The following is a 12,466-nucleotide window of genomic DNA, read 5'->3' on the forward strand; positions in this document are numbered from 1 at the left end:
CTCACAGCCGATCCTCCTCGGCCAGCCAGGCGTCTACGCCTTCGGGCAGCGACGGCAGCGCGGCGAGATCGACGGGGGCGAGGATCACCGCGTAGCAGGTGGCGGTGCCGATGGCCGATCCGTCGAGCACATCGAGCGTCAGCACCGTGGCGCTCCCCGGCGCAAGCGGTGCGGGCATCGTGATGCGCGCTGCGTTGGCGATGCCGTAGCGCGGGAAATCGCTCCACGGCGCGCCGGTCGCCGCGCGGGTGAAGGGGGAGTCCTCGGTGACGGTCAGCATCGCGCCGCGTCCCCGCGCGAAGGGGCCGGTGCGCCGGAGTTCCACCGAGGCAAGGCCGGGCTCCGCCGCTCTTACCGTCACCCGCAGGCGGCTGGGCGAGGGCTGCTCGACCGTGCAGGGCACCTCTGCCCCCGGCCCTTGCCCGCCCGACGGCACCCACAGGATGTGCTGCGCGTTGCGCGCAATCGGGCGGTAATAGGTGTGGAGGCTCTCAAAAAACGGCCATTGCGCGCGCATCAGCCAGCCCTCCCACCCGCTGTAATCGGGCGCGATGGTGGTGATCGCGGCGACCGAGCGGTTGGCGACCTTGCTCGCCGCCATGGTGCGGTAACGCGGGCCGAGCGCGTGGATCAGCGATCCCACCGGGGTCGCGCTCGGGGCTCCGGCGGCGATGTCGAGCGAGGAGGTATAGGCCGACATCAGGCGGCGATTCTGCGGCACTTTGCGCGCATCCCAGTCGGCGGCGAGGCGGCGCATCGCGGCGAGATCGGCGGCATATTCCGGCGTGACATGGAAGCCGAGCGCGGGGTCATAGGCGGTGCGATCGGTGCTCGCCCGGACGCTGACAAAACGTTGTGCTTCGATCCCCACCATGCCCAGCGCGGCGAGAGTGGCAAACGTGGTGACCACCGCCGGGGTCAGCGCCCGGCACAGCAGCGGGCGGGCGAGGCGCAGCACGCCGCGCCCCCACACGATCAGCGGCGCGCAAGCGCCCAGCACGAAGGTGATGCCGTTGTACTCCGCCCCTACATGCCCGCCGATCTGCGGGATCAGCGCGGTGCCGAGCACGCTGGCGCCGACGAACACGAAGGCGCTCCCCCGCACCGGGGCGCTCCGGGAGCGCAGGCGCTGGAGTGTCGCCCACAACACGCAGGCGGTCAGCAGGATGAGGCTCGCCGCCGAGAGGGGGTCAGCGTGGTGCAGGATGTTGGGGAGGTCGCTCACGCCGAGGATGCGGGTGCTCCTCTCCCACGGGGCGAAGAACCAGAACTGGTCGGCGGCGACGTCGCGGAAGTTGTACTGGAGCCACGGCCCCGGCGCGCCGTGGGTCAATGCCAGCAACAGGGCTCCGGCTGAAGCAGCGGTGCCGAGGGCGACACCTGCCAGCATCCGCGTAAGAATCGCCCTGTGCCGGTGGAGCGCCAGCACCAGCGCGCCGATCAGCGCCAGCACCAGCGGAATGCCCGCGTCGTTCGACCACAGCATGCCCAAACCGGCGACACTGCCCAGTAATGCGCCCTCAACCACGCCGCGACGACCATGCAACGCCCTGCGCACGCACAGCACGAACACCGGCAGCACCAGAAACGGCAGCGCCCCGCGCACCGGCCTGAGCGACACGCCCGGGTCAAGCGTCGCCGGCCACGCCAACCCAACCGCTCCGGCCACCATCGGCCCGGCACAATAGAACAGGAACGCGATCACCACCGCCGCCTGCCAGCGCCACTGCAGGGGGATCGGGCGGATCAGCCAGGCGCAGGCATAGGCCGTCGCGAAAGCCCCCGCCACCACCGCCGCCTGCGCCGCGAGGGTCGAGGCGAACAGTGTCTTTCCGAACAGCACGAACACCGGCAGCAGCACCATGACCATGGTGATCCCGAGGTAGGACTGGAACGCCGTCCCCAGCTGCTCCCCGCGCGCGAAATGCTCCGCCGCGAACCACGTCTGCATCGCGCCGTCGATCGAATGGAGGCTGTGATCATACCACAGCACCCCGCCCCGCAGCGCCAGCACCGCAAGTCCAACCCCCGCGAGAGCGGCGAAGCCGCGCGAGCGCCCTCTCACCCGCACCACATCAGGCATAGGCATGCCCGAACACGTAACCCGAATGCAGGGATGCGAATTCGGGCGCGGTGTCCTTCACGGCTTCGAACAGGTCGTAGATATTGTCGATCTTCCCACCGAGGATCGAGATCACCCGGCTGCCCTCGGGCTTCTGGTGGTAGAGGATCGGGCGGCCATCATCGCCCTCGTTCTTGATGAGGATCGTCTTCACCTCATAGATCGACCGGCGATAGCCCGCCCCGGCGATGCACGGCAGATAGCGCGCAGCATCGCGCATCATGAAGGCATAGCGGGTGTCGGGATCGCAGCTGGCAAAGTAGCGATAGGGATCGCGCTGCGCCGGATCATCCGCCCAGCTGTCATGCGGGGTGTAGCGCACATGAGTCAGCGAATAGAGCCCCTCCGAAGGGTAGGGCATCGCCGAGAAGAACGGCCCGTCCATCACCGTCACCCCGATCCCGTCCAGCTCGCGCGGGGGCTCGACCAGCGCCAGCTCGGCAATCTCGTGCTTCAGCGCCGCGCCCGGCAGCCCGGCCTTGGCCAGTACCGTGTTGATCCGGGCATAGGTGACGTTGAAGGCATAGCGCGCGCTGACCTCGCTTCCGTCAGACAGCGCCGCGATCGCGCCGCTGCGGTGATCCGCCAGCCCGACCAGTTCGGTGTTCAGCCGCACCTCGACCCCCGCCTCGGCCAGCCGCTCACCGACCGCGCGGCCCAGGATCTTGTGATCGAAGGCGACTTCGTGACAGGTGAAGACGTCCTCCACCATGTCCGGATTGAACAGCGCCCGGTGCCCCGGCCCAGCGGGCGCGATGGGCGCGCCCATGTCGCGGAACATGCGGTGGAATTTCTTCGCCGTCACCTTCGAACGTCGCCGGGCGATGGCGTAGAGCATCTGGAAATCGTCGACCACGGCCTCGGGGAAGTCCGCCAGAAAGCGGCGGTGCAGCAGCATCGACTTGACCGCAGTCGAGGCCGAGCGCGGATAGTGAAACCCCGTATGCACCCGCGCCTGATTGACCCGCGAGGCGCGGTCCATCAGCCGTGGCCCGGCCTCCACCACCAGCACCCGCGCCGCAATCGAGCGCAGATAGAGCGCCAGACAGCAGCCATAAAAGCCGCCGCCGATCACGACGTAATCATATTGGGTGGTGGGGGCGGGCGCGGGCATCAGCCGGGCTTGCCTTGGGCGGGCGGAGCCTCGCGCTCCAGCTCGACATTGAGATCGAAGGCGACCTGCTGGAACAGGTCGATGCGGTTCACTTCCTCCGGCACCACGCTGCTGCGCGCGCCGCGCTGATGCTTGAGCAGGTGTTGCAGGCCAAGGCTGAGGCCGAGCGTCGACACCCCCATGAACACCGCACTCATCGCCAGCATCGCATTGGTCGTCAGCCAGCCGGGAGCCAGCCGCTCCACCATTGCCACCGCGCCGAGGATATAGGCCCCATAGGCCAGCCCCAGCAGCGCAAGGATGCCGGACGACACCGACACCAGCGACAGCACCGTGGGCGTGAGATAGACCAGCAGCGTCTGAAACAGCTGCATCCGGCGCGACAGATCGCGGAAGGCGGTGCGGCTCACCACATTGCGCGGGGTGTGGAACACCGCCAGCGGCAGGCGCGGATCGCGCGGGGGGAAGCGCAGGGCGAGGCGCGGCTCGTCATGCGCCAGCACCAGATTGAGCAGGGTGCGCGGGATCACCACGGTCTGGAAATCGCTCGGATCGACCTTGAACCCGGCGAGCTTGCCCAGCGCATGGAAGGGCGCGGCCAGCAGCGCCTTGACCGGGCGGCGCGCGGGGCGGTGGGCGAGGCTGAAGGCATTGGCGTCCTCGGCAAAGCTGAGGAAGGCCAGCACGTCCAGTTCGGCAACTTCGTCGATATTGCCGATCACCACCAGATCCCCGATGGCTTCCTCGGCGGCGGCGACGCGGCGGTCGTAATACTCGGTCCCGCGCCGCACCACGAACAGGCGCAGGTTGGGCACGTCGCGCACCAGATCGAGGAAGGCGGCGCGCTGGGTATCGTCGACCACCAGAATGATCTCGCGGAAGCGGTAGGCCTGATCGAGGCTCGCGGCGACATCGCGCACCGTGTCGAAGGTGGCAGGCGTGCTCGGCAGGTCGGAGAAGCAGACCGAGACGACCACATCCTCGCGGCGCTTCCTGAACTGGCTGGCGTCGGGTTCACGCATGGATCGTCTCCGCTTGGGTGAACGCCGCGACCAGCCGCGCCGCGCAGGCGCGCACGGCGGCAAGGCCCTCAGGGGCGCGCTTCATTTCGATCGAGACCGCCTTGGCGTAACCGGCGGCGTTGAGGGCGCGCAGCACCGGGGCAAGCGCGGCGGGATCAGCCGGGGCGGGGGCGAGGTCGGGCTCGCTGACATGGACATGGCCCAGCCGCGCGGCGAGGCCGGGGACGCGCGCGGGCACGCTGGCGAAATCGGCGTTCATATGCATCGCGCCCAGATCAAGGATCAGGGCGATCCCCGGATGGTCCACGGCGTCGACGAAGGCTTCGGCCTCGTCGAGTGTGGTGAGGAAATTGGTGCCATAGGCGGCTGGATTGGCCTCAATCGTGATGCGGGTTCCGGCGGCGAGGGCAGCTTCGCCCAAGCTGCGGAAGCACGCAGCGGCGTCCTCCAGCGCGTCGGCCAGCGCCATACCCTCCGGCACACGGCGCTGGAGGGGGGAGCCGAACACCAGATTGGGAATCCCGAACCGCTCGGCCAGCGCAATGGCGCGCGCCATCCCGGCCTCGAAGGCGGCGCGGGCCTCGCTCGGGCCGAACAGCGCGGCTCCGGTGACAGCGAACAGCAGCGATTGCATCGACACCAGCGTGAGGCCCGCATCGGCCATCTCGCTGATCGCCGCGCGGGCGCTGGCTGCATCGGGCGCGAAGGGATTGGCGGCGGCGTGGAAGAACAGGCCGGGCGCGATTTCGAGGCCGGTGATCCCCGCCTCGGCAAGGATGGCATAGGCCTCAAGCCGTTCCTCCGGCAGCCACGCGATATTGGACATGGCGAGCCTCATGCCACGGCCCTTTCGCTGGCGAAGAACGCGGCGAGGGCATCGAGCGTTTCGGCGGCGCTGAACTGGTAGGGGCCATCCGCACCCCACAGTCCGGCATGGCGGGTGCGCATATCCTCGTGGTGGAGGCGCGCCGGGCTGTCCGGCATCGCCCGCCCGGTGAGGCGCGCATGGATCGCGGCGGCGGTCAGCGGCTCGGCGGTGAGGTGGAGGTGAGTGAGACCCGCCCCAGCGCGATGCCGATGTCCTGCCACAGTCGGTCGATCGGATAGTATTGGTAGGTCGTATCCGGGTGGTGGAACTGGCTCGCGGCAAAGCCAAGCGCCGTCACCGCATCCTCCAGCGCCGCGCGCCGGGGAGCGGCATTGAGGGCAGGCCGGTCGAGCCTGAGCATTCCCGTCACCGGATCGGGGGTGTAGAGCCCCTTCACCCACGCCGCGAGGCTGGCGGGCAGGGCAGCGACCAGCGCCGTGTGACGCGCCTCGGGCAGCAGCGATGGTACCGGGTTCAGCAGATCGAACAGGAAATTCTTGCGCAAGCCCTGCCCGAACAACGCGGGCAGGCGGATGATGAGGCTGCGGGGGAAGTGGTCTTCGACAAACGCCTCCAGCAAGCGGCGATGGCGGCCATAGGCGAGGGTCTGCTGGAAGGCGGAAGTGCCCTCGTCATCGCCTGCGGCAAAGTCGGCGAGCACGGCGATGGAGGAGATCAGCACGAAGCGTTCGGCGCGCACAGTGGCGAGCTGCGCCATCAGCGCCTCGATCTGCGCCGCGTCGCGCTCCGGCGCGCGGTTGGCTTCGAGCATGGAGCCCGGCGCGGCGGCGCACACCAGCGTGCCGAAGGACTTTCCGGCAATAGTGTCGATATTGGCGCTGTTATAACATTGCGCAAACTGCGCCTGCCGCAGCAGCGCGCCGCCGACAAAGCCGGTATGGCCGATGAGGCCAGTTCCATCCTGAAGGCTTGCAGAATTATCCATCGCGTCTCGGAACCATCACTGCTTTCGCATTCGGGGAAATGTTTCGGTCGATTACACGGAAGCAGAGCGGCTGCGATCCGCTTGAAGGGGTAAGTCTGCTCATAATTCAGATTGATATCCATAAGGTTAACGAAGTCCGGCTGCGATCCGGATGCAGCCGACGTCACGTCCGCGCGGTGCTGTGCTGCACCGTCGCATGGCTGCTCGTTCACCAATGTCCGGGTGGCAGTACCCTTATCAGCTGCCCGTTCGCCGAATTCCGCGCATTACCGGGATGAACCTGGACCGACAGTCACTCAGACATGCACAGCCACTTTATCAGCACCGGCAGGGTGGTGCTCGGTCGATCAAGCCACACCTCGCCAAGCGGCGCCCGCGTGCGGCCAAATACAGGGCGCAGGTCATTTCGCCCTCAGGGCTTTTTGCCACATTGGCGATCGAGAATGCCCAGTATCACGGTTGCTCCGTGTCATAGGCCAGACGGAAACCGACGTTGGACGCGCCAAGCCCGGGGTCTCGGGCCTGGCGCGATTCGGGCCGGTACCGCTGGCAGTAATTGGGGGCACATAGATATGATCCGCCCTTGACCACGCGGTTGAGCTTGCCCGGCCCCGTTCCGTCATGGGCGCTGTTCTGGCTCGGCCCGCGCGGATCGCGCGTCTGGGCGGGATCATGGCCCGGGCTGTATATGTCGGCAGTCATTTCCCAGACATTGCCGACCATGTCGTAAAGGCCGAAGGCATTGGGCCGATAGCAGCCAACCGGCGCCACCCCCTTGAAGCCGTCGGAGGCTTCATTGACCACGGGAAACACGCCTTGCCAGCTGTTCGCTTCGGTACCACCGGGCTGCTCGGTGTACTTGGCCGCACCGGCACTTGCGGCATATTCCCACTCGGCCTCGGTCGGAAGCCGTCCGCCGCGCCAGCGCGCATAGGCAACCATGTCGTCCCATGCGAGATGAACCACAGGCTCGCGCGGCTGGGCGTCCGGCCCGGCCGGGCCATAGGGTTTTTTCCAGTTTGCGCCCGGCACATAGGCCCACCAATCGGAATAGTTGCGGCTCGGTTTGTCGGGCCGCACAAAAACCGCAGAGCCGGATTCCAGCAGGTGGGCAGGTATCTGCTCCTTCGGAACACCGAAAGCGTTCGGATCGACCGGCTTTTCGGCAACTGTCTGATAGCCCGTGTCCGAAACGAAGCGTGCAAACTGTGCGTTGGTAACCTCGTGCGGATCCATCCAGAAGCTCGAAACGGTGGTTTGGCGGACCGGGCCTTCTTCGGCGTAGATCGCGTTCTGTCCCATGGCGAAGGTTCCACCTTCGATCCGCACGGGCGTGTCGCTGAGCAGCTTGCAGTCAGCACGAGAAGGGGGCGATCCCCTGTCACCATCAGTCGAAGATTGATCCTTGCAGGCGGCAACCGACAGGAAGGTCGCTGCCGCCAGGGCTGCACAAACCACAGACTGCGTGACCTTCATTGTTCGGCCGCTTTCCCACTTGTCCGACATTGTCCCTTTAGCCATCTCTGCGCGATTTCGGGAGAGCGGAACGCGAGCCTTCGCCGTACATCTGTTCGAGCTGCTGGGGATCGGACGAGACCGCCGGGAGTAGTGCTCTAAAGCCCGCGCCAGATCCTTGCGGGCGCATTATCCTTTGCGCCCCAGCGCGACGGAGTGCAGCGGGCGGGGCGGAAGGTCTTGGAATAGCACAGCCGCACCTCCTCCAGCCAGCCGCGGGCATTGAGCTTCACCCCGATCGCCTCCTCGCGCCAGCCCGGATTGGCATCGGCAAAGGCCGCGCGGATGCGGCCTGCGGTGAGGTTGTCCTCACGGCTGATGCGGTCGTAATCGGGGATGCGCAGCCCTTCCCAGAGGATGCGCGTGACCTTGAGATAGGTGGCGGGGCGCCGGGCCATGCAGCTGCCGTGCTTGGCCCATTGGCGCGCCACCAGCCGCTCGGAGGGCATCATGCACAGGCTGGCGCGCACCTCGGCGGGGGTCAGCGCGGCGCTGGTGTTGCACCATTGCGGCCAGCCTTGCCCGCTTTCCGGCCAGAGCCCGTGAACGACAAGCCCGAAGCTGCCCTGCTGTCCTGAACACTGGAAAGCATGGGCGCGCTCATCAGCGCGGGGCTTGCAGAACTCGGGCGACCAACTGAGCGCCATGGTGTAGCCTGTCACCGGCAATTCGCGGCGTGGGCCATCAGGCGTGATCGCCGGAACGCGCGCGACCTGCGGGGCGCGGCATTGGTAGGCCTGCGCCACAACGGGAGAGGGCAGGGACGCCAGCATCGCCAGCACCCCCGCCCACGCCGCTTTGGCTGTGTACCGTGTGATCGTAGGGCTTAGTCGAATGTCGAGGGATCCATGCCGCGCGGCCCGTGTTCGAACCAGGCCTTGGCGTCAGGACGGAACAGGAACCACAGCGATGCAATCTGCATCCCGGTGATAACGAGCGTGATGATCGACTGCATCAGCGGCGCTCCGACCAGAGCGAGCGGGATGCCGACAAGGCCGATGACGGTCAGAACCACCATGATCCACTTTGCGACGGTGCTGGCCCGGCGCGAGATGAAATACCACAGCAGCAGCGAAATGGCGAAGCCGAAGGCGCTGGCACCGATCAGGAACCCGGGGGTTGCCATGCCGAGTTCAGCCACTGCCGGATCGGCTTCAAGCTCAGCCATGGTGGAGTTGTAATTCAGAATCGTATTGCCGATGCCCAGCGCAATCGAGCCAAGAAACAGCTGGTCAAATCGAATGATGGAAGCCGGTCGCATGAAGATCCCCTTTTAGCTGCGATGGCGCGCAAGCTAACACACCGGAAACCCAAGTCTATTCGAAAATGGCAGGGCCATCTTCCTCGGCGCCGGGCTCGCGTGTGAACCAGCGGGCAGCTTGCGGCGTGAGCAGGCTGGCCATTGCGACGGCTACCAGCAGCGCGCCGGTGAGCGCGGCAGGATCGAGAAAGGCAAGCCGCAGGGTGCCAAAGCCCAGCACCAGCCACCGCGCGAAGGGCGCTGCAAAAAGGTAGATCCACACCAGCGGGATCAGCGCGATGGTGAACTCGGCCGACAACGCAACGATGGTCCAGTCACGGTCCCACGCGAACCACGGCACGTGCAACGCATAGACCAGCTCGGCCAGCGGCAGATCGGTCAGGCCGCGCACCAGCCGCAGCAGCGCCGCAGCGAAAAAGGCAGCAGCAAACACGCGGATCGTCAGCGGGCGCGGCCCCGTGATGATCTTCATAGCGGGGTGAAGTCGAGGCCGATATCAGCGGCAGGGGCGCTTTGCGTCAGCCTTCCGACCGAGATGTAGTCCACCCCGCTCGCGGCCTTGGCGGCAATGGTCTGGAGGTTCACGCCGCCGCTCGCCTCGGTCGGGACGCGGCCTGCGACTATTTCCACCGCCTCGGCCAGCGTGGCAGGGTCCATGTTGTCGAGCAGCAGATGGCTTGCCCCTGCCTCAAGCGCCGGCTCGATCTGGTCGAGCCGGTCGACCTCGCAGATGATTTTCTCCACCCCCGCCGCGCGCGCCCGGCGCACCGCTTCCCCGACGCTGCCAGCGACCGCGACATGGTTGTCCTTGATCATTGCCGCATCCCACAGCCCCATCCGGTGGTTCTGCGCGCCGCCCTGCCGGGTGGCGTATTTTTCGAGGAACCTGAGCCCGGGAATGGTCTTGCGGGTATCAAGCAGGGTGCAGGCCGGATTGCCTCCCGGCCCCCGCATCGCGGTGACGTATTCCTGCGTCAGCGTGGCAATGCCGGACAGGTGCTGGACGATATTGAGCGCAGAGCGTTCGGCGGTCAGCAGCGCGCGGGCCTTGCCTGCGATGCGCATCAGATCGGTGCCGGCTGCCACCTTGTCGCCGTCATGCACGAGGGCCTCGATGGTGCAATCGGGATCGAGATGGCGGAAGAACGCCTCAGCCAGCGGCAGGCCGGCAACGACGATCGCATCGCGGCTGTCCATGACGCCGGAAAAGCGCGCCCCGGTGGGGATCACGCTCTCGCTTGTCACATCCCGCCCGCCGCCGGGGAGGTCTTCGCCCAAGTCCTCGGCGAGCGTGGCGCGGATGAATGTGGCGAGGTCGAAGCCGGGGAGGGTGAAGGCAGTCATTGCAGCACCCTAGCCGTTCGCCTCGAGCGAAGTCGAGAGGCAGCGCGACGGTGTCTCGACTTCGCTCGACACGAACGGGGATGGGAACTTCGGAGCCGCAGGCTCCGCAAGCACGACCGTGCGCCCGCAGCGGGCGCGGCTTTGCCGCGCGTCTAGCGAGGACGGGCGCGCGGCGGCGCCCCCGCAAACATCAGTGCACGAACCGCGCCACCACATCCCTGTAACTGCGGCTCACCTTCACCTCGGCCCCGCTTTCCAGCACCAGGAAGCATTCGCCGTTGGTGTGGGGCTTTACCTGTCGCACAAGGTCGAGGTTGACGATGGTCGAGCGGTGGACGCGCTGGAACTTCCTCGGATCCAAGCGGCGCTCGAGGTCCTTCATCGTCTCGCGCAGCACCAGCGAATTGTCGCCGGTGGAGATGATCATGTAGTCGCCTGCCGCCTCGATATGCTCGATCGTGTCGACCTCGACGCGGAAGATCTGGCCGCGGTCCTTGACGTTGATGAGCTTTTCGAACCGGTCGGCGCTTTCGCTGGCGGGCGCGGTCGTCTCGACGAAATCGGCGGCACGTTCGGGGGCGATTTCGGCGAGGACATCGAGCAATTGCCCGGCATCCTCGGCCGATTTCTTCTCGGCAAGGCGCTGGCGCACGCGTTCGATGGTATCGGCGAGCTTCTGTTCGTCGACCGGCTTCATCAGGTAATTGACGGCATTGGCCTCAAAGGCACGGATCGCGTGTTCTTCGTAAGCCGTGACGAAGACGAACAGCGGCGGTTCGATCTCCATCACGCCCTTGACGACGCTGAAGCCGTCAAAGCCGGGCATCTGGATGTCAAGAAAGACCAGATCGGGCTTTTCGGTCTTGATCTTGCGGATCGCCTCACGGCCGTTGGCGCAGGTGTCGATGATCTCGACATCCTCGAACGGCTGGAGCCGCAGTTGCAGGCCCTGAATGGCGAGCTTCTCGTCGTCGACAAGGATGGTTCTGATGGTCATGCGGGAGTTCCGATGGTTCGTGGGGGGGGATTGACGGGAACGACTTTGCCTGCCTGCTGTGCGGCAGGCGGTGCTGCCGCAGGTTCAGGCTCGACCGAGTCTCCCCGAGTGAAGGGAATTTCGATCAGCACGGTGAAGCCGCCCCCAGCTTCCGAACGGGTTTCGAACAGGTGATTGCCGCCATAGGCCTGCGCCAGACGATTGCGGATATTGGCGAGGCCGACACCGGTCGAGACCGGGCGCCCCGGCACCGGAGGATCGCGGGGATCGGCGGGAAAGCGCGGCCCGTCGTCCAGACCTGGCCCGGTATCCTCGACCGTGATCCGCAACCGATCGCCGATCACCCGCGCGGTAAGCGCGATGCGTGCGCCTTCCTCTTGCGGGCTGACGGCATACTTGATCGCGTTTTCGACCAGCGGTTGCAGCAGCATCGCGGGCAGTTGCGCCTCCAGCGCGGCATCCTCGATTTCGAAATGGGTGCGCAGCCGCTCTTCAAAGCGCATCCGTTCAATGTCGAGATAGAGCTGCAAGGTCTCGATCTCCTGCGCCAGACTGACCTGGCTGCCCGGCTCGGCGATCAGCGTGTGGCGCAGAAAGCCGGAAAGGCGGGTGAGCATCGCATTGGCAGGCTCGGTCTGCTTGAGCAGTACCAGCGTCGAGATCGAATTGAGCGTGTTGAACAGGAAGTGCGGGTTGAGCTGGTAGCGCAGCATGGCGAGCTGCGCCGCCGTCGCCTGCGCTTCGAGCCGTTCCAGACGGTCAGCCTGCTCTTCCACGGTCAGAAAGAAATTGATTGCGTAATACAAGGCGCTCCACCCCACCAGCAGGGCGAGCGGAATGAAAGACAGGCTGATGACGCGCTGCGCGAAGGTCGTCTCCCGGCTGGCGCCGTAATAGATCCCCTGCACCCATGCATCGATCGAGGTGTTGAGGATCACTGCGCCTGCCAGCACCAGCGCAGTCACGCCCCAGGTGATCAACGGACGCTGCTGGATCAGCACGCGGTAAATCACCGACAGCAGCAGCGTGATCGAAAAGCCCGTGATGGTCGAAATCAGGATCAGCGCCAGCAGCGCGAAAGGCTGGCCATTGGCGAAAGCGATCACAGCGCGCAGCAGGAAGGCCGCGCCCCAGCCAGCCAGCTGGAGGTTCCAGAACGCCCGGTTCTTGCTCGCGAAAAACGGCGCAGCCTGGATCTGGAGCACTGACATAGGTGGCAGGGTCTAACGCATTTCGTCGCAAACCGCACCGCAAATCGGGTGCGTCGCCGCTGCGCG

13 protein-coding genes are annotated in these 12,466 nt (G+C 66.2%); all 13 read right to left on the reverse strand.

Annotation, left to right across the window (positions count from 1 at the left end):
* Window position 1: 1 nt before the first annotated feature.
* Complete coding sequence (locus CHX26_RS06155) at window positions 2–2,089, reverse strand: hypothetical protein (protein ID WP_146107669.1); 2,088 nt, start codon at window positions 2,087–2,089, stop codon at window positions 2–4.
* The gene (locus CHX26_RS06160; protein WP_104941613.1) at window positions 2,076–3,236 is read right to left on the reverse strand and encodes an FAD-dependent oxidoreductase; all 1,161 of its coding nucleotides are present in this window, start codon (window positions 3,234–3,236) and stop codon (window positions 2,076–2,078) included. Before CHX26_RS06160 ends, CHX26_RS06155 begins: the two co-directional genes overlap by 14 nt.
* Complete coding sequence (locus CHX26_RS15855; protein ID WP_104941614.1) at window positions 3,236–4,258, reverse strand: glycosyltransferase; 1,023 nt, start codon at window positions 4,256–4,258, stop codon at window positions 3,236–3,238. Before CHX26_RS15855 ends, CHX26_RS06160 begins: the two co-directional genes overlap by 1 nt.
* Window positions 4,251–5,084: a sugar phosphate isomerase/epimerase family protein gene (locus tag CHX26_RS06170; RefSeq protein WP_233997307.1), complete on the reverse strand. Its 834-nt coding sequence runs from the start codon at window positions 5,082–5,084 to the stop codon at window positions 4,251–4,253. The genes CHX26_RS15855 and CHX26_RS06170 overlap by 8 nt, the downstream gene beginning before the upstream one ends.
* 8 nt (window positions 5,085–5,092) lie before the next feature.
* Complete coding sequence (locus CHX26_RS15970; protein WP_199797847.1) at window positions 5,093–5,347, reverse strand: hypothetical protein; 255 nt, start codon at window positions 5,345–5,347, stop codon at window positions 5,093–5,095.
* Window positions 5,281–6,072 (reverse strand): hypothetical protein, encoded by a 792-nt coding sequence (locus tag CHX26_RS06175; protein ID WP_199797848.1) that lies wholly within the window; start codon window positions 6,070–6,072, stop codon window positions 5,281–5,283. Before CHX26_RS06175 ends, CHX26_RS15970 begins: the two co-directional genes overlap by 67 nt.
* Before the next feature lie 453 nt (window positions 6,073–6,525).
* Window positions 6,526–7,548 (reverse strand): formylglycine-generating enzyme family protein, encoded by a 1,023-nt coding sequence (locus tag CHX26_RS06180; protein ID WP_172449728.1) that lies wholly within the window; start codon window positions 7,546–7,548, stop codon window positions 6,526–6,528.
* A 137-nt stretch (window positions 7,549–7,685) separates the two neighbouring features.
* On the reverse strand, window positions 7,686–8,360 hold the full coding sequence (locus CHX26_RS06185) for a ribonuclease T2 family protein (RefSeq protein WP_104941617.1): 675 nt from the start codon (window positions 8,358–8,360) through the stop codon (window positions 7,686–7,688).
* A gap of 53 nt (window positions 8,361–8,413) precedes the next feature.
* Window positions 8,414–8,848 (reverse strand): hypothetical protein, encoded by a 435-nt coding sequence (locus CHX26_RS06190; protein ID WP_104941618.1) that lies wholly within the window; start codon window positions 8,846–8,848, stop codon window positions 8,414–8,416.
* Between the two features lie 55 nt (window positions 8,849–8,903).
* The gene (locus tag CHX26_RS06195) at window positions 8,904–9,320 is read right to left on the reverse strand and encodes a hypothetical protein (protein WP_104941619.1); all 417 of its coding nucleotides are present in this window, start codon (window positions 9,318–9,320) and stop codon (window positions 8,904–8,906) included.
* The gene (gene nadC, locus CHX26_RS06200) at window positions 9,317–10,192 is read right to left on the reverse strand and encodes a carboxylating nicotinate-nucleotide diphosphorylase (protein WP_104941620.1); all 876 of its coding nucleotides are present in this window, start codon (window positions 10,190–10,192) and stop codon (window positions 9,317–9,319) included. Before nadC ends, CHX26_RS06195 begins: the two co-directional genes overlap by 4 nt.
* Window positions 10,193–10,382: 190 nt before the next feature.
* Window positions 10,383–11,189 carry a LytR/AlgR family response regulator transcription factor gene (locus CHX26_RS06205; RefSeq protein WP_104941621.1) on the reverse strand — a complete coding sequence of 269 codons (807 nt, stop codon included), beginning with the start codon at window positions 11,187–11,189 and terminating at the stop codon, window positions 10,383–10,385.
* Window positions 11,186–12,400, reverse strand: coding sequence for a sensor histidine kinase (locus CHX26_RS06210; protein ID WP_104941622.1), 1,215 nt, complete (start codon window positions 12,398–12,400; stop codon window positions 11,186–11,188). The genes CHX26_RS06205 and CHX26_RS06210 overlap by 4 nt, the downstream gene beginning before the upstream one ends.
* Between the last annotated feature and the right edge of the window lie 66 nt (window positions 12,401–12,466).

The organism is Porphyrobacter sp. HT-58-2 (genome assembly GCF_002952215.1).
Lineage (GTDB): Bacteria > Pseudomonadota > Alphaproteobacteria > Sphingomonadales > Sphingomonadaceae > Erythrobacter.